Below are 24,579 nucleotides of genomic sequence, written 5' to 3' on the forward strand. Positions count from 1 at the left end.
GCTTCTTAGGCGATTGAGGGATAGGCAGGCGGAAACCCTCTGCCGGACATCCGCATGACCCATTACCCCTTGATCGCCCCGCGCCCGCCCAAGCTGAGCGAGCATCTCGACGCGCTGCGCCGCGTCGAGCAATCGGGCATCTATTCGAACAACGGCCCCGAGGTGCGCGGCTTCGAGGCCGAGGTGACCGCGCAGCTGTTCGGCGGCGCGGGCGCAAGCCTTGCGGTCGCCAACGCCACGCTGGGGCTGATGGTCGCGATCCGCGATGCGGCCACACCGCGCTTCGCGCCGGGCGCGCTCGCGCTGATGCCCGCGCTCACCTTCGCGGCGACCGCGCAGGCCGCCCAATGGGCAGGACTGACCCCGCTGATCGCCGATATCGACCCCGAGACGTGGAACACCGACCCCGAGCAGGAGGAGCGCCTGCTGGCGCTGCATGGCGAGCGGATCGCCGTCATCGTGCCATATGCCACCTTCGGCAACGCGATCGATCTCGATCGTTACGCCTGGCTGCAACGCCGCTATTCGGTCGGCGTAGTGATCGATGCCGCGTCGTCGCTCGGCACGATCGATGCGGCGGGCAAGGGGTTCGGCGCCGAGGCGCCGTTCGCCACCGTGTTCTCGATGCACGCGACCAAGACCTTCGCGGTCGCCGAGGGCGGGCTCGTCCATAGCGGCGATGCCGGGCTGATCGACCGGCTGCGCGCGATGATCAACTTCGGCTTCGAGGGACAGCGCAGCGCGACCATGCCCGGCCTCAACGCCAAATTACCCGAGGTGCTCGCGGTGATGGCACGCGCCAAGCTGGCCGAGATCGAGCCGGTCTGCGCGGGCCGCGCGCTGGTCGAAGCCGCCTATCGCGACGCGCTGGGCGATCGCTTCATCCTTCAGACGCCGCTCGGCACGCGCCGCGCGATCCAGTTCATGCCGGTGATGCTGCCCGCGGCGTTGGCGGGCAAGCGCGCCGCGATCGTCGAGGCGCTGGCGGCCGAGGGCGTGGGCTGCGGCCAGTATTTCAGCCCGCATCTGGGCGAGCAGCCGTGGTTCCGCGACACCGCGGTGATCGAGCCGACCCCGGTCAGCGACAGGGTCGCCGGGCGGATGCTGTCGCTCCCCGTCACCGACGCGATGACCGCCGACGACGCGCGGAGAATCGCGGCCATGTTGACGCGCATCTGCGCCTCGCACGCCAGCCCCGCGCCGGTCGCCGCGCATACCAGGGCGCCCGCCGTCGCGTCGCTGCTGGTGATCGGCGGCGGCCCGGCGGGAACCGCATTGCTCGATGCCGCGACCAAGCGCGGGCTGCTGCCCGATCTCGCCGCCTCGGGGCTGGTGATGGTCGAACGCGATGCCGCGCTCGGCGGTGGACGACTCGGCCGCTACGGGATCAATTCGGACAGCACCGCCGAGACCTTCCTGTCGGCGATCAAGGACAATGTGCATCCCGAACTCACCGATCTGATCGATCATCCCGCGGCGCGCGAGGTCGCCCGCTATTCGGGCGCGCTCGGGGTGCCGTTGACGGTCGCCGGGCCGCTGATCCGCATATTGGGCGATCGGCTCGGCCGGATCGTCGAACGCCATGGCGGCACGCTGCTGACCGGGCATGAGGCGATCGAGGCGCAGCAGACCGGCGACGGCTTGTGGGCTGTGCGGCTGCGGCGGCTCGCCGACGGCACCGAGATCGAGCAGCGCGCGCACCATATCGCGATCGCGACCGGCGGCCACCAGCCGCTCGACCGCCTTGCGCAGCAACAGGTGGCGGGCGCCCCGCTCGTCGCCAGCGCGGGCGACCGGCTGATCCAGTCGGACGAGGTGCTCGGCGTCGGCGGCTACGCCCGCGTCGCCGATCTGCTGGCGGGCAAGCGCGATCCGCGCGTCGTCGTGATCGGCGGCTCGACCAGCGCGATCGCGACGATCGCGCTATTGCTCAAGAGCACGCCCGCATTGCCCTGGGGCCCGCAGGCGATCACCCTGCTCCACCGCCGCCCCTTGCGCCCCTTCTATCCCACGCCCGAGGCGGCGCATGAGGAAGGCTTCACCGATTTCGGCCCCGACGACATCTGCCCGGTGTCGGGCTTCGTCTATCGCCTCGCGGGCTTCCGGCTCGAGGCGCGCGAACTGGTGCTCCGCATGATGCAGATCGACGGCCGCACCCCCGAACCGCGCGTGCGCTTCCACCAACTTGCCGACGACGATGCCGAGGCGCGGCGCCTTATCGATTCGGCCGATCTCGTCATCGCCGCGATGGGTTATCGCCCCCGTGCGCTGCCGCTAAAAGACGCGAACGGCAACGCGATCGATCTTGCCGCGCACCACGATACGGCGATGGTCGACCGGCAATGCCGGATCGTCGGCGCCGATGGCGCGCCGGTGGCCAACGCGTTCGGGATCGGGCTTGCCGCCGGGTTCGTGCCCTGGGGGCCGATGGGCGGCGAGAAGAGCTTCGTCGGCCAGGCCAACGGGCTGTGGCAATGGCAGAACGATGTCGGGCTGATGATCGTCGATCAGGTGCTCGGCCAGCACGCGCGCGCCGTGGCATGAGCGCGCCCACGATCAGCGTCATCATGGCGGCGTATAACGGCGCCGCGCTGCTGCCCGAGACGCTCGCCAGCCTGCAAGCCCAGACCTTCGGCGATTTCGAACTGATCGTCGTCGACGATTGCTCGACCGACGACACGCTCGCGTTGCTCCATGGCTGGCCCGATCACCGCATCCGCGTGATCGCCGCCGAGACGAATCAGGGCCCGGTCAAAACACGCAACCGCGCGGTTACCGAGGCGCGCGGCCGCTATCTCGCCGCGCTCGACCAGGACGATATCTGCCTGCCCGATCGCTTCGCCCGGCAGGTCGCCTATCTCGACGCCCATCCCGACACGGTGCTGGTGGCAAGCGCCGCGGGCACGCTGTGCGACGGCGTGACGCGGGGCTCGACGCTCGAACCCGTCACCACCCCGCTGCTGGTCGAATGGATGCTCCAGATCCGCAACCCGCTGGTCTGGTCGTCGGTGATGGTGCGGGCCGAGGCGGCGCGGCGGCTCGATCCGTTCACGCGGCACGAGAATCTCTATGCCGAGGATTTCGATTTCTACCACCGCATCGCGCGGTTCGGCCGGATCGCGCGGATCGACGACGAATTGCTGCTCTACCACGTCCATGCCGGCGGCGCGTCAAAGCGGTACCATGATGCGATGATCGCGAGCGCGGCGCGCGTGCTCGCCGAAGCGCATCGCCCGGTGCTGGGCGAGGCGGCGACCGCGGCCGCCGATCTGCTCGCGCGCCACGTGATGGCGGGCGATCCGGTGCCCGATCGCGCGACGCTGATCGCGCTCGGCGAGACGATCCGGTCGTTGCAGGAACGCTTCATCGCCGACCGCGGCGTGACGGGCGACGATCTCGCGCTGATCCGCTGGGAAACCGCACGCCTGTGGGGCCGGATCGGGCGCGCGGCGCTCCGATCGGGCACGATCGGCGTCAGCGACGCGATCGCGGTGCGCCCCGATCACATGGGGCTCGGCTATGCCCGCGCCGACGAGATCGTGTTCTCGCGGCTGATCGGCGGCGCCCGCGAGATACGCCGCCGCGCAGCGCTATAGTTTGAAACAGCGGCGGCACCGGCCCGCTCCCCCGCCCCACCTCCCAACGGCAGTATACTGAATGGGAGGTGGGGCGGGGGAGCGGGCCGGTGCCGCTAACCCTCAACCAACCGCCTGCTCGGCGAGCACCAGCGCCCCCATCGGCCCGGCCTGTCCGCCGAGCGCCGGGGCGACGATATACGGCCCCTCGGGCAGCGTCAGATAATGATGGAGGCTCTCGATCAGCGCCGCCTCGATCCGCGGCAGCAAGTGCGGCTGGCCGCCCGAAACCCCACCGCCGATCGCGATCCTCAGCGGCCCCGTCGCGCAGACGAGCGCGTGGCACAATGTGGCGATCGAATCGACCACCGGGGCCCAGACCGGATCGTCGGGCGCGATCGCCGATAAATGCCGCGCCCCGATCCGCGCCTTGATCGCGCTCCCCGACGCCAGCCCCTCGACGCAATCCGCGTGGAACGGGCACACGCTGGCGAAGTCATCCCCGGCGAAGCGCGGCACGCGGACATGCCCCAATTCGCTATGCCCGATCCCGCGCGTCGGCCTGCCCCCGACGATCAGCCCGACGCCGATCCCGGTGCCCACCGTCATATAGGCGAAATCGGCAAGGCCCCGCCCCGTGCCCCAGCGCATCTCGGCAAGCGCGGCGGCGTTGACATCGGTATCGAACCCCACCGGCACGCCGAACCCGCCGCCCAGCGCGCCGGCGACATCGGTTTCGGCCCAATGCGGTTTCGACGTTATCTTGATGAAGCCATAGGTCGGCGAGCCCGGATGGAGATCGACCGGGCCGAAGCTTGCGATCCCGACCGCGCGGAAACCATAATCGGCGTACCAGCGATCGAGCAGCGCGCGGATCGCGGGCAGGGTCTCGGCCGGAATCGTCGTCGGCACACGCTCCTCGACGATCACCGCGTCAGGACCATGGCCGAGCACGCACACGCATTTGGTACCGCCAAGCTCGATCCCGACCAGCGGCAGCGCTGTCGTACCGATGCTCATGCCCATGCCCCGTGTTGCCCCGATGGTGATACGAATCACGCGCCGTCGTTACAATTGCAAGACCTGATCGCACCGCCCCGCTTGCGCTGGAGGGGGGCGCTGACGCACAAGATCGCCGAGGGGGAGACGGCATGGCCGACCGCGCGACGCGCGTCGTCATCTTGGGTGGAGGCACCGCGGGCTGGATGACGGCAGCCGCGCTCGTGCGGCTGCTGCCGCAGGTCGAGGTGCGGCTGATCGAATCGGCGGAAATCGGCATCGTCGGCGTCGGCGAGGCGACGCTGCCGCACCTGCGCGCCTTTGTCGAAACGCTCGGCATCGACGAGGCCGAGTTCATGCGCACCACCAGCGCGACCTACAAACTGGGGATCGCGTTCGAGGGGTTCGGGCATCGCGACGCCGCCTATATCCATCCCTTCGGCGGCTTCGGCAGCGAATTGGCAGGCGTGGGCTTCCACCATTACTGGCGGCGGATGCACGCCGCCGGGCGCGCGCGCGGCATCGGCGCCTATTCCTATCCGGTCGTGCTCGCCGAGGCGCGCAAGTTCGCGCGGCCGACGCCCGATGGCGATCCGATCACCTCGACCTATGGCTATGCCTATCAATTCGATGCGACGCGCTTTGCCCCCTATCTGCGCGACTATACGATCGCGCGCGGCGCGGTGCGCACCGAGGGCAAGGTGGTGCGCGTCGAGCAGCATCCCGAGACCGGCGACGTCACCGCGCTCCATCTCGAATCGGGCGAGGCGATCGCCGGCGATCTGTTCATCGATTGCTCGGGGTTTCGCAGCCTGCTGCTCGGCGACACGCTCAAAACACCGTGGGAGGATTGGTCGCACTGGCTGCCGTGCGATCGCGCCGCGGCACTGCCGTGCGAATCGCCCGAAGGTGATATCGAGCCGCTGACGCGCGCGATCGCGATGCCTTGCGGCTGGCGCTGGCGCATCCCGCTCCAGCACCGCGTCGGCAACGGCTATGTCTATTCGAGCAGCCATCTGTCCGACGACGACGCGTGCCGCGCGATCACGAGTACGGTCGAAGGCAAGCCGATCGCCGATCCGCGCGTGCTGCGCTTCCGCGCCGGGCGGCGCACGCTGGGCTGGGTCAAGAACGTGGTCGCGATCGGGCTGTCGTCGGGGTTTCTCGAACCGCTCGAATCGACCAGCCTCTATCTCGCGCAGGCCGCGATCACCCAGTTGATCGAATTGTTCCCCGAAGACGGCCGCGCGATCGACAAGGATCGCGACGAATTCAACCGCGTGATCGACCTCGAACACGATCGCATCCGCGATTTCCTGATTCTCCATTATCACGCCACCACGCGCGACGATTCGGATTTCTGGAACCACGTCCGCACGATGCGCGTGCCCGACAGCCTGCACGAGAAGATCGCGATGTTCCGCGCCTCGGGCCGGGTCGCCAAATATACCAAGGGGCTGTTCCTCGAACCGAGCTGGGTCGCGGTCTATCTCGGGCAAGGCATCGTCCCCGACCGCTGGGACCAGCGCGCCGACCTCGCCGACCAAGCGCAACTCGATCGCGCGCTGGCGGGGCTCGACCGCGCGCTCGCCGAGGCCGCGGCGCGCACCCCCGGCCACCGCGCGGCGCTGGCCGCGCACCACGCCGGCAGCCCCGCATGAGCGATCGGGCGATTCGCAGCATCGCGATTCTCGGCGGCGGCATCGTCGGGCTGTCGGCGGCGTGCGCCTTTGCCCGCGCGCTGCCCGCGACGCGCGTGACGCTGATCGCGACCCCGCCCGATCCGGCCGCGCTCGCCGATCGTGCGCTGGCGACCTGGCCCCGAACCGCGCGCTTCCACGCGGCGATCGGGCTCGACGAGCCGGGGCTGCTCCACCACGCCGGGGCGACCCACCGGCTGGGCACCGCCTTCACCGGCTGGTCCGCCGACGGCAGCGGCTGGCTCCACAGTTTCGGCGCGCACGGCCCGCGCGCGCAGGCCAATTTCCACCAGCATTGGCTGATCGCCGCGCGCGCCGGCGATACGACGCCGTTCCACGCTTATGCCCCCGCCGCGGCGCTCGCGGTGGCCGGGCGGATGGCGCCGCCGAGCGACGACCCCGCCTCGCCGCTCGCCGATGTGGAATATGCCCTGCGGCTCGACCCGCCCGCTTACGCCGCACACCTGACCGGGCTTGCCCGCCATCTGCGCGTCCATATCGTTGCGGGTGTCCTGGCGGCGATCGACCGCCGCGACGATGGCGGCGTGGCGGCGCTGATCCTCGCCGATGGGCAGCGGATCGCGACCGATCTGTTCGTCGATGCCGGCGGCCCCACCGCGCCGATCCTGTCGAGCCTCGACGACGGTTTCGAGGATTGGAGCGCGATTCTGCCCTGCGATCGGCTGCTGATCGCCGAGCCCGGCGCGCCCGCGCTGGGGCTGGTCGACGAGCGCCACGCGGTCGATGCCGGCTGGTGGTGGCTTGCCCCCGGCCGCACGCATACCGCCATCGGGCTTGCCTATGCCGCCGCGCTGACCCCCGACGATGAGGCCGCGCGCGTGCTGGCGGCCGAGACCGGCGCCCGGCCGCACGACCGACTCGCGCTTCGCCCCGGCCGGCGGCCACGCGCCTGGATCGCCAATGTGCTCGCGATCGGCGATGCGGCGATCATGCTCGATCCGCTTGCCGGCATCAGCCTCGCGCTTGCGCAGAGCGCGATCCTGCGCGCGATCGATCTGCTTCCCGATGCGACGATGCCGCCCACCCTGCTCGCCGAATTCAACCGCCGCACCGCCGACGAGGCCGCGCGCGCGCGCGATTTCACCGCCGCGCATTATCTCGCGAGCGGGCGGCGGTCGGGGATATTCTGGCGCGCGCTCGATCGCTGCACCCGGCCCGACAGCCTGGCCATCACGCTCGATCAATTCGCCGGGCGCGGCCACCTTCCCCATTTTGAGGAAGACCTTGCCGCACCCGACGATTGGCGCGCTATATTGCTCGGCATGGGGGTGCGCCCCGCGCGTGGTGACGCCGCCGCGCAGGCAATGCCGCCCGGCGCGCGCCGCGCGATGCTCGACACCGCGCTCGATCGCGCGCGCGCGGCGCCGGGGCTGGCATTGCCCTATCGGGACTTCTATCGCGGCATGATCGGCGTACAGCCGGGGTGACGCGGTGGGCAAGCCTGCGTAAAGACCGCGAGAGGATTGGGCGTATGCCCTTAGGAAGGAAATAAATGGCCGACGAATCGAATGTCCATTTCTCCGAGCGCGAGGCGCTGCTGTTCCATTCCGAAGGGCGGCCCGGCAAAATCGAAATCATCGCCTCCAAGCCGATGGCGACCCAGCGCGATCTCGCGCTTGCCTATTCGCCCGGCGTCGCGGTGCCGGTGCAGGCGATCGCCGACGATCCCGCCAAGGCTTATGATTATACCGCCAAGGGCAATCTGGTCGCGGTGATCTCGAACGGCACCGCAATCCTCGGGATGGGCAATCTCGGCCCGCTCGCCGCCAAGCCGGTGATGGAAGGCAAGGCCGTCCTGTTCAAGCGCTTCGCCGATGTCGACGCGATCGACCTGGAACTCAAGACCGAGGACGTCGATCGCTTCATCGACGCGGTCGAATTGCTCGAACCGAGCTTCGGCGGGGTCAACCTCGAAGACATCAAAAGCCCCGAATGCTTCATCATCGAGCAGACGCTGCGCGAACGCATGAACATTCCCGTCTTCCATGACGACCAGCACGGCACCGCGATCATCGCCGCCGCGGGGCTTATCAACGCGCTCCATCTGACCGGGCGCGACATCAAGCAAACCACCGTGGTGATGAACGGCGCCGGCGCCGCGGCGATCGCCTGCGCCGAGTTGATCAAGGCGATGGGGCTGCCCAGCAACCAGCTCTACATGTGCGACCGGCACGGCGTGGTCTACGAAGGCCGCGACGAAGACATGAACCAGTGGAAGTCGGCGCACGCGGTGGAGACCGACAAGCGCACGCTCGCCGAGGCGCTCGCCGGTGCCGACGTGTTCGTGGGGCTGTCGGCCGCCGGCGCGCTGCCCGCCGATCTGCTCAAGACGATGGCGCCGCACCCGATCGTGTTCGCGATGGCGAACCCCGATCCCGAGATCAGCCCGCCCGAGGCCAAGCGCGCGCGGCCCGATGTCATCATCGCCACCGGCCGGTCGGATTATCCCAACCAGGTCAATAACGTGCTCGGCTTCCCGTTCATCTTCCGCGGGGCGCTCGACGTGCGCGCGACAGGGATCAACGACGCGATGAAGATCGCGGCGGCCGAGGCGCTCGCCGCGCTGGCGCGCCAGCAGGTGCCCGAGGAAGTCGCGCTGGCTTACGGCACGCAGCACACCTTCGGCCCCGAATATATCATCCCCGCGCCGTTCGATCCGCGACTGATGGAGGAAATCCCCGTCGCGGTCGCGCAGGCGGCGATGGATTCGGGCGTCGCCACCAGGCCGATCACCGACATGGAGGCCTATCGCCAGACGCTGCGCGGGCGGCTCAACCCGACCACCGCGGTGCTCAGCCTCGCTTATGAGGGCGCGCGCGCGAAGCCCAAGCGCGTCGTCTTCGCCGAGGGCGAGGAGGAAGTCGTGCTGCGCGCGGCGATCGCGTTCCGCGACGGCGGCTATGGCACGCCGGTGCTGGTCGGGCGCGACGACGTCTATCAGCGGCTGGCCGCGCTCGGGGTCGACGATCCGCACAGTTTCGAACTGCACAACAGCCGCCATTCGCCGCTGGTGCCCAAGATGGTCGACTTCCTCTACGATCGGCTCCACCGCCGCGGCTATCTGCGCCGCGATTGCGAGCGGATGGTCAACCAGGATCGCAACGTCTTCGGCAGCCTGCTGCTCCAATTGGGCGAAGGCGATGCGATGATCACCGGCATCACGCGCACCTTCGCGCGGACGATGCGCGAGCTCAGGCGCGTGATCGATCCCGCGCCGGGGCGCACCCCGTTCGGCATTCACATCCTGGTCGGCCAGAGCCACACCGTGTTCATCGCCGATACGACGATCAACGAACGCCCGTCGGCCGAGGCGCTGGCCGATATCGCCGAACAGACCGCGCAGGTCGCGCGCCGGATGGGCCATGAGCCGCGCGTCGCGTTCCTGAGCTATTCGACCTTCGGCAACCCCGAGGGCAAATGGCTCGAGAATTTGCGTCAAGCGGTCCACGTGCTCGAGGAACGCAAGGTCAGCTTCGAGTTCGAGGGCGAAATGGCCCCCGACGTCGCCCTCAACCCGCGCCAGCTTGCCAATTACCCGTTCGCGCGGCTTTCGGGGCCCGCCAACGTGCTGATCATGCCGGGGCTGCAATCGGCCAATATCTCGGCCAAATTGCTGCGCGAACTGGGCGGCGATTCGATGATCGGGCCGATGCTGATCGGGATGGAAAAGTCGATCCAGATCGCCCCGATGACCTCGAGCGCGAGCGAGTTGGTGACGCTGGCCGTCCTCGCCGCGGGGGGCATGGCGGGCTGAGGAAACGGGGCGGCGGGCCGATATATGCGGGCCGCCGCCTGCCGCGCATGGAATCAAATGCGTCCCACCCCGTTCGTGCTGAGCTTGTCGAAGCACCGCTCTATTCTTTGGCCGGTCGAAAGAGGAGAACGGCCCTTCGACAGGCTCAGGGCGAACGGGTTCAGGCTTTATGCTCGCCGCTCTAGCGTGTCGGCTGATAGGTAATCCGGGCATCGCCGCTGAGCCGCACGGGGAGGTACAGCCCGGTGCCGTGCGCCTCGATCACCCCGGTCTCGACCGTGCCGAGATCGGCGTGAATCACGACATCGCCAACCCGCTTGGCATCGATCGCACGGCCGATCTTGCCGAGCAATTTGTGGTAATCGCCGGTGAAATTCTGGCCGAGCGCGTCGGCGATCAGCGCGGCGACGCCGGGGCTGTTGCCGAGCCGAAGCAGCAGATCGGCCGCCACCCCGTCGGTATCGCCGGTCACGACGAGATCGCGGAACCCCACCTTGGCCGATCCCGGCGCGTTGACCGGATGCGCGGCGATCCAGATCACGCCGTGCGTCGCACCGACATTCCCCGCCGCCGGCCGCGCGGCGACCGTCAGCCCCACCGCGATCCGCCCGCCGGGGCTGCCATAAGCGGTCACCTTGTCGAACCGCGCGGTCACCGGCCCGATCCCCGGCACCACGAACGGCCGCGCCGCGCGTTTGGTGAGCGCGCGCAGGATCACCGGCTCGAGCTGGGCATAATCGGCGACCACGGGCACGAAGAGTTTGAGCTGCCCCGCGCCTCTCGCCGGCGTCATCGGCGGTAGCGGCGTCGGGGCCGGATCGGCGGGGCGCGGGCCGACGAAGGTCTCCGTCCCCGCCTCGAGCGCGACGTTGAGCCGCAGCCGCCTGCCGTCGAGCGTATAGCCCGCATAGGACAAGGCGCGCGGCGTGATCCGCGCCCAGACCGGCGGGTTTTCGGCGTTGAGATCGATCGACGTAAAGGCCTGCCGCCACAAGCTGTCGAGTTTGCTGCGTACATCGAGCCTGGCGAGTTCGCGCGGCAGCGAGCGTTCGAGATCGCGCACCACGGGGCGCAATTTGGCGTCCGCCTGATCGGTGAAGGTGATGCGCTGGCCGAGGAAGTCGATGCCCGGCGGGCGCGTCCAGTCGTAGGAAAGGGCCACCGTGGCGCGCGGCTGCCAATCCGGGGTGAGATCGAGCGTGATCCGCGCGTGCGCCATCGCGCTGCCGGTCGCGGTCTCGCCCTTGAGCACGCCGCCGACATCGCGCGCGCTGATCTCGGCATGGATCGGCAGATCGGCGACGATCACCTTGCCCTTGCCATGGAGCCGCACCGCCCCGCGCGTCACCGTGCCGACGATCGTGCAGCCGATCTCGGGGGTCACCTTCACCTGCTTGCCGAACAATTTGACGCGTTGGGGCGCAACGCAGCGCTCGATCCGGCGGTCGATCGTCCACAAGGTCCGGGGCACCGCGCGCTCGATCGCGCGCGTCAGCATCGCCGCATCGGCATCGATCGGCACCGCGATGATCGAGCTTTCGGGCGGGATTCGGGGCGCATCATGCGCGCGCGGCGGCGGCTCGATCGGGGCAGGCCGCGAGCATCCCGCGAGCACGGCCGCAAAGGCGATGGCCGCGCCGAGCGTCCGCCCCCTGCCCCGCACGCACCCCATCCGTGTCTCCCTGTTCCGGGCGGCATCGGCCGCCCGAAACACCTCAACCCCTAAGCGTCGATCGACGTTCCCAGCGTGGCATGGACCAGCCCGCCATCGACCACGATCGTGTCGCCGACGACATAATCGCCCGCGCGGCTGGCGAGGTAGATCGCCGCCCCGGCCATGTCTTCCGCGATCCCGATCCGGCCGGCGGGAATCCGCTGTGCCACCGCGTCGCCATGGTCGCGCGCGGCGCGGTTCATCTCGCTCGCAAACGCCCCCGGCGCGATCGAACTGACGTGGATGCCGTCGCCGGCAAGCCGCGCCGCCATCCGCCGCGTCAGATGGATCAGCGCCGCCTTCGACGCCTGATAGCTGTACGTCTCCCACGGATTGACCCGCATTCCGTCGATCGAACTGATGTTGATCACCTTGGCCGGGCGCGCGGCGCCGGCGCCCGCCTTGAGCGCGGCGTGGAGTGCCTGCGTCAGGAAGAAGGGCGATTTGACGTTGAGGTCCATCACCTTGTCCCACCCTTTTTCGGGGAAATCCTCGAACGGCTCGCCCCAGGCGGCACCGGCATTGTTGACGAGCACGTCGAGCCGGCCCTCATGCTCGGCGAGTTGGGCGGCGAGCGCCTTGCATCCCGCAACGGTGGACACATCCTGCGGCAGCGCGATGCAATTCGCACCCAGTTCCTTTGCCGCCGCGATACAGGCATCGGCCTTGCGCGACGAGATATAGACCTTTGCTCCCTGCGCGAGGAACCCCGCGGCGATCATCCGGCCGATCCCGCGGCTGCCCCCGGTGACGAGCGCGACGCGGCCGTCGAGGCGAAACAGGTTGGTGGTATCCATCAATGCTCCTTCTTTTTACTCTCCTCCCGCAAGCGGGAGGGGTCGGGGGAGGGCTTGTTGAAATGCCACGCGAGACAGGCCCTCCCCTGGCCCCTCTCACAGGCGGGAGGGGGATTACCCCCCGCGTTTCATCGTCTCGCGCGCGATGACGAGTTGCTGGATCTGGCTGGTGCCTTCGTAGATGCGGAACAGCCGCACATCGCGATAGAGCCGCTCGATGCCGTGATCGGTGATATAGCCCGCGCCGCCGAACACCTGCACCGCGCGATCGGCGACGCGGCCGACCATCTCGGACGCGAAATATTTGGCCGCCGCCGATTCGAGCACGACATCCTCGCCACGCGCTGGGAGGTCTGTCCCCCGGACAGCCCTCTGTTCCAGCGCGTCCTTCTTCGCTGCCGTGTCGAGCACCAGCGCGCGCGCCGCCAGCGCCTCGGTCTTCGAATCGGCGATCATCGCCTGGATCAACTGATGCTCGGCGATCGGCTTGCCGAACTGGCGCCGTTCGCCCGCATAAGCGACGCAATCGGCGATCAGCCGCTCGGCGACCCCGACGCACACCGCCGCGATGTGCAGCCGCCCCCGATCGAGCACGCGCATCGCGATCCTGAACCCCTCGCCCTCCGCCCCCAGCCGGTTGGCGGCGGGCACCGCCACGTCGTCGAAGATCACATCGGCGACCTTGGCGCCGCGCTGCCCCATCTTCTTTTCGGGCGTACCGATTGACACGCCGGGCAGATCGCGCGGCACGAGGAACGCCGAGACGCCGCGCGCGCCGGGATCGTCGCCGGTGCGCGCCATCACGGTGAACAGGTCGGCCTTGTCGGCATTGGTGATGAAGCGCTTGGTGCCGGTGAGGCGATAGATGTCGCCATCTTTCACCGCGCGCGCTTTCACGCTGCCCGAATCGCTGCCGACATCGGGTTCGGTGAGCGCGAAGCTGGTGATGATCTCGCCGCGCGCGATGCCGGGCAGCCACTCGGCCTTCTGCGCTTCGCTTCCCGCCATCACGAGACCCTGGCTGCCGATCCCGACATTGGTGCCGAAGGTCGATCGGAAGGCGGGCGTGGTGCGGCCGAATTCGATGGCGACGCGCGCCTCCTCGGCCATCGTCAGCCCCAGCCCGCCATAATCCTCGGCGATCGACAGCCCGAACAGCCCGAGGGCGCGCATCTCGGCGACGATCGCCTCGGGCACCGCATCGTCGGCCTCGACCTGCGCCTCGAGCGGCCGCAGCCGCTCGGCGACGAAACGCCGCACGGCCTCGATCAGCGCGTCGAAGGTTTCGGGGTCCAGCGCCACGCCTCTCTCCTCTCCATCCTGCCGGTGACGATTACGGTCTTGGCGCGCATCGAGCAAGCCGATTAGCCTACCCGATATTCAAACCATGCAATTGACGGCTATCGCATCGCGCCTATGCTGCGCCCGAAATCAGGATGGAGAGCGGGATGCGCTTTGCGGGCAAACGAGCGGTCGTGACCGGCGGCGCATCGGGAATAGGCCGCGCGACCGCGCTTCGCCTGGCCGACGAGGGCGCCGAGGTACTGGTCGGCGACGTCGACGACACCGGCGGCGCCGCGCTGGCGCAAGCCGCCGGCGGCCGCATCACCTTCCAGCGTACCGATGTCACGAAAGTCGATGATATCGCCGCGTTGGTCGCCGCCGCCGATGCAGCGGGCGGGCTCGACATTCTTGTCAACAATGCCGGCGCGGGCGGCGCGCGCGATCCTATCGACACGATCAGCCCCGAGGATTGGGATCGCACCCACGCGCTGCTGCTACGCTCGGTGGCGATGGGCATCCGCCACGCCGCGCCGTTGATGGCGGCACGCGGGCACGGCGCGATCGTCAACGTCGCGAGCGTATCAGCGCTGGGCAGCGGCTATGCCCCCACCGCTTATTCGACCGCCAAGGCGGGCGTGCTCCATTTGACCAAAATGGCCGCGGCCGATCTCGCGCGCCACCATATCCGCGTCACCGCGGTGGTGCCCGGCTTCATCGCGACCAACATCTTCACCGCCTCGATGGGGATCGCCGGCGCGGCGCAGCAACAGGCCAATGCGATGATCGCCGCGGGCGCCGCCAAGGCGCAGCCGATCCAGCGCACCGGCACCCCCGAAGATATCGCCGCGGCGATCGCCTTTCTCGCCAGCGACGACGCGTCGTTCATCACCGGCACGTCGCTCACCGTCGATGGCGGGCTGACGGTCGGCCCGCGCCATAGCTGGGATCCCGACACGCCGTCGCTGTTCGCCGCGCTGGAAGCCTTCGCCAAATGAGCGCCGGCACCGCGACCCCCGCCCCGCGTCGGGTCAGCAATTCGACCACCTTCGCCTACGCCTTCGGGGCGGCCGCTTACGGCATCAAGGATTCGGGCTTCGGCACCTTCCTGCTGCTGTTCTACAACCAGGTCATCGGCGTGGCGCCGGGCACGGTCGGCTTCATCATCATGTGCGCGCTGGTATTCGACGCGTTCATCGATCCCGCGGTGGGCGCGCTCTCGGATCGCACCCGCAGCCGCTGGGGGCGGCGCCATCCGTGGATGTATGCCGCAGCGCTTCCGATCGCGATCGGCTGGCTGCTGCTGTGGAATCCGCCCGAAATGTCCGAAGGGGCGACCTATGTCTGGCTGTTCGTCACCGCGGTGTTCGTGCGGTCGGCGGTCTCCTGCTACGAAGTGCCGTCGCAGGCGCTGACCCCCGAACTCACCTCGGATTATGACGAGCGCACGCGGATCACCGCGTGGCGCTATCTGCTCGGCTGGGCGGGCGGGATGCTGATGCTGCTGCTCGCCTATCAGGTGTTCCTGACCCCGCGGCCGGGCTATGAAAACGGCCTGCTGCGCGCGGGCGGCTATCATGACATGGCGCTGGTCGCTGCCGCGCTGATGGTGGTCGCGATCCTGTTTTCCGCGCTCGGCACGCATCGCGAGATCAAGCGGCTGCCGCATCCGGTGATCGCACCCCAGAGCCTCGTCGGCCATTTCCGCGAACTCGCACAGACGATGAAGAACCGCGCGTTCCTCATCCTGATTCTGGCGGGCATGTGCGTCTATACCAACCAGGGCATCGGCTACGCGCTGTCGAACTATCTCTACAGCTTCGTCTGGGAATTCAGCGGCCGCACCTTCGCATTGCTGCCGTTCGCGCTGTTCAGCGGCGTGCTCTGCGCGTTCGTGATCGCGCCGCTGATCGGGCGCCGGACGAGCAAGCCCAGGGCCGCGGTCTGGCTGGTTGCCGCCAATGTCGTGTTCCTGACGATCCCCTATTGGCTGCGGCTGGCAAGGCTGTTCCCCGAGGTCGGCTCGCCATGGCTGGTGCCGCTCTTGTTCGCCCTGATCGTGATCCACACCGCGTGCAGCGTCTCGGCGTTCATCCTCGCCGCCTCGATGATGGCCGATGTGGTCGAGGATTCGGAAGCGCATACCGGGCGGCGCAGCGAAGGCGTGTTCTTCGCGGGATCGTTCTTCGTCCAGAAATGCACCTCGGGGATCGGCATCTTCTGCGCCGGGCTGATGCTGCAATTCGCGCATTTCCCGCAGGGCGCGCATCCGGGGCAGGTGCCGGCAGCGACGCTCGACCGGCTGATCCTGATCTATGCCGGGGTCTATGTCGTGCTCGGGCTGCTGGCCGCCTGGCTGTTCACGCGCTTCCCCTTCGGCCGCGCCGAACACGAAGCCCGCCTCGCGCGGATGGCGGCCAGCGCGGAGGAAGAGGGCGCCCCCCACGCGGGATCGTAAGCGCGGGCGCCCTCTGGACCCGCGGTGTCTCACACGCCTATGACGGCACCACGGCAAGAAGGGGAGCGGTATGAAGCGGCACATCCTGGCAGGGGCGCTGCTGGCGCTGATCGCGGGCACGGCACACGCCGAGGCGACCGATCCCGGCCCCGATGCGCCCGTCGCCTACGACCTCCGCTTCGATAATGCCGCGCATCACGAAGCGCAGATCGCGGTCACCTATCGCGATCTCAAGCCCGGCCCGATCACCTTCCGCATGGCGCGCTCATCGCCGGGGCGCTACGCGATCCACGAATTCGCCAAGAACGTCTATTCGGTCACCGCGGTCGATGGCGCGGGCAAGACCCTGCCGATCACCCGCCGCGATCCCTATAGCTGGACGGTCGCCGATCACGACGGCGCGGTCACGATCCGGTACACGCTCTACGGCGATCGCGGCGACGGCACCTATGCGCAGATCGATCCCACCCACGCGCATCTCAACGCGCCGGCGACCTTCATGTGGGCGGTGGGATATGACGACCGGCCGATCCGCGTGACCTTCCACCCGCTGCGGCCCGACTGGAAAATCGCAACCCAGCTTCCCCCGGCGGCGGGCACCGCGAACACCTTCTGGGCGCCCAATTTCCAGTATCTGATGGACAGCCCGACCGAGCTTTCCGATTTCGCGCTGCGCGAATGGCAGGTGCCCGGCCCCGACGGCAAGGCCTACACCTTCCGCCTCGCGATCCACACCCAAGACGATCCCGCCGCCATCGATCGCTTCACCGACATGGCGAAGGCCGTCGTCGCCCAGCACAACAAGGTATTCGGCGCCCCGCCCCCGCTCGATTTCGGCACCTACACCTTCATCGCCGATTACATGCCGCAAATCTCGGGCGACGGGATGGAGCATCGCAACTCGACGATGATCAGCCAGCCGCGGTCATTGAAGGCCGCGAATTTCGCGCAGATCGACACGCTCAGCCACGAATATATCCATGCCTGGAACGTCGAGCGGCTGCGCCCCAGGGGGCTCGAACCGTTCGATTACACCCAGGCCGATTCGACGCGCTCCCTGTGGTTCGCCGAAGGCTTCACCCAATATTACGGCCCGCTCCTCATCCACCGCGCGGGCGAGAGCAGCCTCGACGATTATCTGGAAGGGTTGGGCGCGACGCTCGACTATGTCGTCAACGCGCCCGGCCGGGCGTATGGCTCGCCGCAGGAAATGAGCCTGCGCGCGCCGTTCGTCGATGCCGCGACCGCGATCGACCCGGTCAACGGCACCATCTTCACGTCTTACTATCACTACGGTGCGATGATCGCGCTCGCGCTCGATATGACGCTGCGTGAGCGCTACGACCTCACCCTCGACGCTTACATGCGCCACATGTGGCAGCGCAACGGCGCCGCGCAGGTCGATTACGCCCCCGCCAAACCCTATACGCCCGAGGATCTGCAGGCCGGGCTCGCCGAACTGACCAAGGACGCGGCGTTCGCCAAAGCCTTCTTCGACGCCTCGATCCGCGGCAGCGCGCTCCCCGATTTCGCCCCCTTGCTCGCGCACGCCGGGCTGATCGTGCGCGCGGCCAACCCGCAGCAAGGATGGCTCGGCGCCAATCGGGTCGCGAGCGCCGATGGCAAGCTCACGCTCGATCAGATTCCGCTCCCCGACAGCCCGCTCTACAAGGCCGGGATCGACAAAGGCGACGTGCTGCTACGCTTCGGCGGCACCACGCTCGCAACCGCCGATAGCTGGACCACCGCCATCGGCGCGCTCAAGCCGGGGCAGGACGTCAAACTGGTCTACCGCAACCGCGCCGGCGAACGCACCGCAACACTCAAGGCCGTCACCGATCCGACGCTCGAGGTGGTCGCCACCGAAGCGGTCGGCGGCACGTTGACCCCCGCGCAACAGGCGTTCCGCACCGCGTGGCTGGGCGAGCAATAGCGCCCGGCCGCCGCACTTTGCTTGCCCTCCGCGATGCGCCTAGGCTTCCCCTTTCCCTCCCAGCCGATGGCAGGATGATGATGATGGCTTTGCGTTCGATCGCTTTTCTCACCGCCGCGGCGATGCTCGCCGCTTGTGGCCCCGCCAACGATAGCGCGACCAAGGCCGCCGCGGCGGCCGCGCCCGCGATCCTCGCCACGCCTGAGGGCAAGGACGTCAACAGCTACGCCAACCCGCTCGAAGCGCGCGTCGCCCATGTCGCGCTCGATCTCGCCGCCGATTTCGAGCGCCATGTGCTGTCGGGCACCGCGACGCTCGACATCGCCGCGGCCAAGGACGCGCAGAAGATCGTGCTCGACGATAACGGGCTGGTCATCAAGAGCATCACCGACGCGGCCGGCAAGGCGCTCGCGTATCAGGTCGGCACGGCCGATCCGATCCACGGCGCACCGCTCACCGTCCAGCTTGGGGGCGCGCGGCGGATCGTCATCACCTACGAAAGCGCGCCCGGTGCAACCGCACTGCAATGGATGGCGCCCGAACAGACGCTCGGCAAGCAGAAGCCCTATCTGTTCACGCAAGGCGAGGCGATCCTCAACCGCACCTGGATTCCGACGCAGGATTCGCCCGGCATCCGCCAGACGTGGAACGCGCGGATCACCGTGCCCGAGGGGCTGACTGCGGTGATGAGCGGCGATTCGCAATCGGTGCTCGGCGAGACCGCCCCCGGCAATCGCCGCACCTTCAGCTTCAAGATGGACAAGCCGGTCGCGCCCTATCTGATCGCGATGGCGATCGGCGATCTGCGCTTCAAGGCGATCAACGACACGATGGGGGTCTGGTCCGAACCCGCGATGGTCGACAAGGCGGCGGCCGAATTCGCCGATCTCGGCAAGTTCATGACCGCCGCCGAGGAACTCTACGGCCCCTATCGCTGGGGCCGCTACGACGTGCTCGTCCTCCCGCCGAGCTTCCCTTACGGGGGCATGGAGAACCCCACGCTGACCTTCGCAACCCCGACGATCATCGCCGGCGACAAGAGCCTCGTCAGCGTGATCGCGCACGAGCTGGCGCATAGTTGGTCGGGCAACCTCGTCACCAACGCGACCTGGGACGATTTCTGGCTCAACGAGGGCTTCACCACTTATGCCGAGAACCGCATCATCGAGCGCGTCTACGGCCCCGAGCGCGCGGCGATGGAGGCCGATCTGCTGTGGAGCGACATGGAGCAGGCAGTCGACGAGGCCGGCGGCCCTGACTCCAAGCTCACCCAGCTCCACCTCAACCTGACCCCCGAGATGGACCCCGATACCGCAACCGGCGAAATCGCCTACGCCAAGGGCGCAACCTTCCTGCGCACGATCGAACAGGCGGTCGGGCGCGAGAAGTGGGATGCCTATCTCAAGGCCTATTTCGATCGCCACGCCTTCCAGCCGCAGACCAGCGCGGGCTTCCTCGCCGATCTGCGCGCCAATCTGATCAAGGACACGGCAACCGCGCAGAAAATCGGGCTCGATCAATGGGTTTATCAGCCGGGCATTCCGGCGAATGCGGTGCATGTGCAATCGACCGCGTTCATCCCCATCGACAAGGCGGCGGCCGCGTTCGCCGCGACGGGCGACATCGCGCAGGCCCCGCGCGACGTCTCGACGCAGGAATTTCTGCGCTTCATCAACCAGCTTCCGCGCAATATCGGCAACGCCAAACTCGCGACGCTCGACGCCGCATTCCACTGGTCCACCACCGGCAATAGCGAAATCCGCTTCGCGTGGCTCGATCTGGCGATCGCCAACCATTATCCGCCCGCCGACGCCTCGGCCGAGGACTTCCTGACCTCGCAGGGCCGCCGCAAGTTCGTCGCGCCCTTATTCACGCGGCTGATGGCGCAACCCGGCTGGGGCCCGGCTGCCGCCAAGCGAATCTACACCAAGGCGCGCCCCGGTTATCACCCGCTGACGGTCGGCACGGTCGACAGAATCGTGGGCTGGCAGGGCTGAAGGCCAGTTAGAACCGGCACCGGCCCGCTCCCCCACCCTCCAGTCACCGGCGCGCCAACACGGTTCGTCGGAAATGGTTCCCGCCGCTCTTTTCGTGCGCGCCGCGACCTGCTTAGCAGGCTGCACACGCAAGCCTGACCAGCGGGGGGTCGCATGAAATTCGAGAAATTTGCAGCGCGCTTTGCGCTGGTCGTCGCGTGCAGCCTGATGACCGCCACCCCTGCCTTCGCGCAATTCTGGCAGTGCGTCACCTACGCCCGTCAGGCGTCCGGCATCGAGCTTCGCGGCAACGCCTACACCTGGTGGGCCCAGGCCGAGGGCCGGTACGAGCGCGGCCACACCCCCAAACAGGGCGCCGTCCTCGCCTTCGCCGCCTCGGGCAAGATGCGGCTCGGCCATGTCGCGATGGTCTCGCAGATCGTCAGCGACCGCGAAGTCCTGCTCACCCACGCCAATTGGTCGCGCCCCGGCCGCGTCGAGGCCAATGTCCGCGCGATCGACGTGTCGCCCAACAACGATTGGACGCAGGTCAAGGTCTGGTACGGCCCGATCGGCGATCTCGGCACCAGCGTCTATCCGACCAAGGGCTTCATCTACGCCGATCGCGCGCCCGCCGACAGCAACGATGGCTTCGACGCCCCGGTCACGATCGCCCAGCAGGATGCGAAGGCCGCCAACCTCATCGCGCTGGCGGCCACCCAGCGCTTCTAAGGCCGCGCGCCTCTCCTGCCACCGTCACCCCGGACGTGTTCCGGGGGCCAACGCACCTCAAGCGCTACCGTCCGTGGAACGTTGGATGCCGGAACCAGTCCGGCATGACGCCTTAAGGTCGCCTGCTCCTAATATCGGCTCAATTCCACCGGCAGCTTGCGATAGCCATGAACGAAGCACGCCGAGACGCGCGTGGGCTCGCCGGTCACGTTCACACGCAGCCGGCGCCTCGCCATTTCCTCCATCAGGATATTGATCTGCAATTCGGCCAGCCGCGCGCCGACGCAGCGGTGGATGCCGTGGCCGAACGCGAGATGGCGCCGCGCATTGGGGCGATCGACGATGATCCGGTCGGCATCCTCGAACATGCTCTCGTCGCGATTGGCCGAAAGATACCAAAGCGCGAGCTTGTCGCCCGCGCGGATCGTCTGGCCGTCGATCTCGTAATCCTGCGTCGCGGTGCGGCGCATATGCGCGAGCGGGGTCTGCCAGCGGATGATCTCCTGCGTCGCGTTGGGGATCAGCTCGGGATTGGCCTCGAGTTGCGCGCGCGCGTCGGGAAACTGGCTCAACCCGTAAGCATAAGCCGACATCGTATTGCGCGTGGTGTCGTTGCCGCCGACGATCAGCAGGATCAGATTCCCGATGAACTCATATTGATCCATATGGCTCATCGCGTCCGAATGGATCATCATCGAGATCAGATCGGGGGTCGGTTCCTTGCCGACTTTCTGGTTCCACAGATTCTGGAAATACGCCCCGCATTCGAACATATGTTGCAGCCGCTGCTGGCGCAATTCCTCGTTCTTGACGAGTTCGATATCGCCCGCCCAGTCAGACCAGAAGGTCAGCTTGCGACGCTCCTCCCACGGAAAATCGAACAGGATCGCGAGCATCTGCGTGGTCAGCTCGATCGAGACCGTATCGACCCAGTCGAACGCCTCGCCCACCGGCAGCGTATCGAGCACCTCCGCGGTGCGGCGGCGGATATCGTCCGACATGCGGACCATTTCGGACGGGGTGAAGGCGGGCGCGACCGTGCGCCGCTGCGCGGTGTGCACCGGCCGGTCGCGCGCGATGAACATCGGCATCTTGACGTCCGATTCGGGCAGGAAATCGGCGAGCGTGATGCCGCCCACCTCGGACGAGAAAATCTCGGGCAGCGATTCGATATGGACGATCGGCTTATAGGTCGAGATCGACCAGTACGCGCCGTAATCCGAATGTTCGGTATAATGGATCGGCGCGGTCGCGCGCAATTCCCGGAACGGCGCCTGCCAGGTGTCGTCGCGATAGAGTTCGGACCGGCTCACGTCGAGCGGATCGACCGGGTGAAGCTGGTCCTTAGCCAGGGTCGCCATGCTGCCTCTCCTTTTTGGCCGGCATCGGTAAACCGACGTCCGGGTTCGGTACCGGTCCGGCACCGCTTCCACTTGGGTGGACACACCCCAGCACAACGCTAACTGACACCAATGTCAATAGCCGATGCGATCAGCCCCGCCGGAACAGCGCCCGCCACCCGCGACGGCCCCCGCCCGATTGCAGCACGCCGCGCCGGAACCAGCCCGCGCTCACCCAGATCACGATCGACACCCACAGCAATTGCCACGCCAGCGCGAGCGCGTGCGGCCACAGATCGGGCGCGTTCGCGGCGTGCGCGGCCATCGCGAACGGCGAGGAAAGCGGGAAAATCTCCGCGGCGGTCGCCACCCAGGTGCCGGGGTTCGACGCCGCCGCCGAGGCCCAGCCGAACATCGCCACCTGCAGGATCGTGATCGGCAGCGACAGCATCTGGATCTCGCGGATCGTCGAGGCCTGCGCGCCCACCCCCAGGAACACCGCGCCCAGCAGCATGTACGCCATCGTGAAATAGGCGAAGAACAGCGGCACGAAGACCGGAAAGCCCACCGCGGGGCCGATCCCGCGCAGCGCCTGCATCGCCTCGGGCGGCAGGAAGGTGCCGATCTGGGTCGTGATCGTCCCCCAGAAGGCGATGAACACCATCGCGACGCCGAACATCCCGATCAGCTTGCCGAGGAACACCGATTCGAGCGGCACCGCGGCGGCAAGCACCTCGATCACCTTGTTCGATCGCTCCTCGGCCATCGTCCCCACCGCCTGCCCCGCGAGCAGCACGGTCAGCAGGAAGATCGCGAACACCGTGAAGAACGCCGCCTGATGCTGCCCCGATACCGAGGCGCCGTCGCGCACGATCGGCGTCCGCGTCGCCACACTCAGCGCGACGCCCCCCACCCGCTCGGCACGCAGCGTCTGTTCGGCGAGTTCGGCCATGTAATCGGCGGTGCGCTCGCCTTGCGCGCCATAGAGGATCGTCGGCCGCTCGAGCGGGCCGTAGAGCACCGCCGCCGATTCGACATCGCGCGCGTCGAACAGCGCGCGCGCCTCGGCCGCCGGATCGGCGCCGGGGGGCACGATGCGCAACGCGGGCGGTGCTTCGGGTGCGCGGAACACGGTGCGCAACGCTGCATCCACCGCCACGATGCGCGCGCCCTCGTCGGGCGGCACCATCGCGACGATCCGGCTGCGATCGACCGATCCTTCGGCCATCGTCGCGGCGCCCAGCCCGCCGATCGCACCGAACGACGCCATGATCAGCGGCGCGAGCAGGAAGATCAGGAAGGTGGGGGTGAACACGGTGGCGATGAAATCGCGCCGCGCGATCGTCATCGTCTGGCGAAGGTTGCGCTTCATGCCGCGTCCTCCAGCGCGTCGCGCCCGACGATGCGGACGAACGCGTCGTGCAGGCTCGGCCGTTCGATCGACAGCCCCGAAATCCCGTGCCCCGCCGCGATCAGCCGCGACAGCAGCGTCTCGATCCCCTCCTTGGGCATCGTGAACCGCCAGCCGTCGGACTCGCGCACGGCATCGTCGGGCAGCAACGCCGCCAGCCCCTCGCCCGGATGGTGCGGTACGTAGCGAACCTGGAGCGGCAGCATCCCGCGCGCATCGGCCACCGTCCCCTCGAACCGCCTTTTGCCGCGCGCGATGATCGCCAGCCGGTCGCACAGCCGCTCGGCATGGGCCATGACATGCGTCGAAAACAGGATCGTCGCGCCGCGCGCGCGCTCGGCGCGGATCAGTTTCTCGAGCTTTTCCTGGTTGACCGGATCGAGCCCCGAAAACGGCTCGTCGAGTACCAGCAATTCGGGGTGATGGACGATCGAGCCCACCAATTGGACGAGCTGCGCCATCCCCTTGGAGAGCTTGCGGATCTTCTCATCGGCGGCGTCGGCCATCCCGGCATCGGCCAGCATCTCGCGCGCGCGCTTGCGCCCGGTGCGCCAGTCGAGCCCGCGCAGCGCGCCCATGAAGGCGATCGCCTCGACCGCCTTCATCGCCGGGTACAGCCCGCGCTCCTCGGGCAGATAGCCGACCCGGTCGCTCGCGCGGCGCGGCCGCGTGAAACCGAGCAGTTCGCGGCTCCCCGCATCGGGCTCGATGATCCCGAGCAGCATCCTGAGCGTGGTCGTCTTGCCCGCGCCATTGGGGCCGAGCACGCCGTAGATCACCCCGCGCGGCACCGCGATATCGACCCCGTCGACCACGCGCCGCCCACCGAATTTCTTGACCAGACCGGTGGCACTCAGCGCCAGATCCTGCGTCATGCGATTCCCCGCT

The 24,579-nt window shown here is 68.2% G+C and carries 17 protein-coding genes; 10 read left to right on the forward strand and 7 right to left on the reverse strand.

The window, feature by feature from the left end:
• Nucleotides 1–54: 54 nt before the first annotated feature.
• Entirely contained in the window at nt 55–2,544 is a 2,490-nt protein-coding gene (locus NFE57_RS00955) for a DegT/DnrJ/EryC1/StrS family aminotransferase (protein ID WP_252133682.1), read from the forward strand.
• A complete protein-coding gene (locus NFE57_RS00960; RefSeq protein WP_252133683.1) occupies nt 2,541–3,596 on the forward strand; it encodes a glycosyltransferase family 2 protein in 1,056 nt (351 codons plus the stop codon). Before NFE57_RS00955 ends, NFE57_RS00960 begins: the two co-directional genes overlap by 4 nt.
• Nucleotides 3,597–3,698: 102 nt before the next feature.
• Here NFE57_RS00960 and NFE57_RS00965 read toward each other — a convergent pair whose 3' ends face one another.
• Nucleotides 3,699–4,595: an ROK family protein gene (locus tag NFE57_RS00965; RefSeq protein ID WP_252133684.1), complete on the reverse strand. Its 897-nt coding sequence runs from the start codon at nt 4,593–4,595 to the stop codon at nt 3,699–3,701.
• Nucleotides 4,596–4,726: 131 nt separating this feature from the next.
• Here NFE57_RS00965 and NFE57_RS00970 point away from each other — a divergent pair, with 131 nt between their 5' ends.
• The 3 genes from NFE57_RS00970 (at nt 4,727) to NFE57_RS00980 (ending at nt 10,049) form a co-directional block, all read left to right on the forward strand.
• Complete coding sequence (locus NFE57_RS00970; protein WP_252133685.1) at nt 4,727–6,235, forward strand: tryptophan halogenase family protein; 1,509 nt, start codon at nt 4,727–4,729, stop codon at nt 6,233–6,235.
• Entirely contained in the window at nt 6,232–7,722 is a 1,491-nt protein-coding gene (locus tag NFE57_RS00975; protein WP_252133686.1) for a tryptophan 7-halogenase, read from the forward strand. Before NFE57_RS00970 ends, NFE57_RS00975 begins: the two co-directional genes overlap by 4 nt.
• A gap of 65 nt (nt 7,723–7,787) precedes the next feature.
• A complete protein-coding gene (locus NFE57_RS00980; protein ID WP_252133687.1) occupies nt 7,788–10,049 on the forward strand; it encodes an NADP-dependent malic enzyme in 2,262 nt (753 codons plus the stop codon).
• A gap of 181 nt (nt 10,050–10,230) precedes the next feature.
• Here the strand turns inward: NFE57_RS00980 and NFE57_RS00985 are convergent, their stop codons facing one another.
• The 3 genes from NFE57_RS00985 to NFE57_RS00995 form a co-directional block, all read right to left on the reverse strand.
• Entirely contained in the window at nt 10,231–11,721 is a 1,491-nt protein-coding gene (locus NFE57_RS00985) for a DUF4403 family protein (protein ID WP_252133688.1), read from the reverse strand.
• A 50-nt stretch (nt 11,722–11,771) separates the two neighbouring features.
• The gene (locus tag NFE57_RS00990; protein WP_252133689.1) at nt 11,772–12,560 is read right to left on the reverse strand and encodes an SDR family oxidoreductase; all 789 of its coding nucleotides are present in this window, start codon (nt 12,558–12,560) and stop codon (nt 11,772–11,774) included.
• 114 nt (nt 12,561–12,674) lie between these two features.
• On the reverse strand, nt 12,675–13,862 hold the full coding sequence (locus tag NFE57_RS00995; protein ID WP_252133690.1) for an acyl-CoA dehydrogenase family protein: 1,188 nt from the start codon (nt 13,860–13,862) through the stop codon (nt 12,675–12,677).
• Between the two features lie 146 nt (nt 13,863–14,008).
• On the opposite strand from NFE57_RS00995, the gene NFE57_RS01000 reads away from it, so the two are divergent.
• From NFE57_RS01000 to NFE57_RS01020, 5 genes are all read left to right on the forward strand, one after another.
• Entirely contained in the window at nt 14,009–14,839 is an 831-nt protein-coding gene (locus NFE57_RS01000; protein WP_252133902.1) for an SDR family NAD(P)-dependent oxidoreductase, read from the forward strand.
• Nucleotides 14,836–16,299, forward strand: coding sequence for an MFS transporter (locus NFE57_RS01005; protein ID WP_252133691.1), 1,464 nt, complete (start codon nt 14,836–14,838; stop codon nt 16,297–16,299). Before NFE57_RS01000 ends, NFE57_RS01005 begins: the two co-directional genes overlap by 4 nt.
• Nucleotides 16,300–16,369: 70 nt before the next feature.
• Nucleotides 16,370–18,232, forward strand: coding sequence for a M61 family metallopeptidase (locus NFE57_RS01010; protein WP_252133692.1), 1,863 nt, complete (start codon nt 16,370–16,372; stop codon nt 18,230–18,232).
• Nucleotides 18,233–18,315: 83 nt separating this feature from the next.
• Entirely contained in the window at nt 18,316–20,229 is a 1,914-nt protein-coding gene (locus NFE57_RS01015; RefSeq protein WP_252133693.1) for a M1 family metallopeptidase, read from the forward strand.
• Between the two features lie 153 nt (nt 20,230–20,382).
• The gene (locus tag NFE57_RS01020; protein ID WP_382279126.1) at nt 20,383–20,940 is read left to right on the forward strand and encodes a CHAP domain-containing protein; all 558 of its coding nucleotides are present in this window, start codon (nt 20,383–20,385) and stop codon (nt 20,938–20,940) included.
• 128 nt (nt 20,941–21,068) lie between these two features.
• Here the strand turns inward: NFE57_RS01020 and NFE57_RS01025 are convergent, their stop codons facing one another.
• From NFE57_RS01025 to NFE57_RS01035, 3 genes are all read right to left on the reverse strand, one after another.
• Entirely contained in the window at nt 21,069–22,301 is a 1,233-nt protein-coding gene (locus tag NFE57_RS01025) for a cytochrome P450 (RefSeq protein ID WP_252133694.1), read from the reverse strand.
• Between the two features lie 130 nt (nt 22,302–22,431).
• Nucleotides 22,432–23,652: an ABC transporter permease gene (locus tag NFE57_RS01030; RefSeq protein WP_252133695.1), complete on the reverse strand. Its 1,221-nt coding sequence runs from the start codon at nt 23,650–23,652 to the stop codon at nt 22,432–22,434.
• Entirely contained in the window at nt 23,649–24,566 is a 918-nt protein-coding gene (locus NFE57_RS01035; RefSeq protein WP_252133696.1) for an ABC transporter ATP-binding protein, read from the reverse strand. The genes NFE57_RS01030 and NFE57_RS01035 overlap by 4 nt, the downstream gene beginning before the upstream one ends.
• Between the last annotated feature and the right edge of the window lie 13 nt (nt 24,567–24,579).

Origin of the sequence: Hephaestia sp. MAHUQ-44, from assembly GCF_023806085.1 — a bacterium.
GTDB lineage: Bacteria > Pseudomonadota > Alphaproteobacteria > Sphingomonadales > Sphingomonadaceae > Sphingomonas.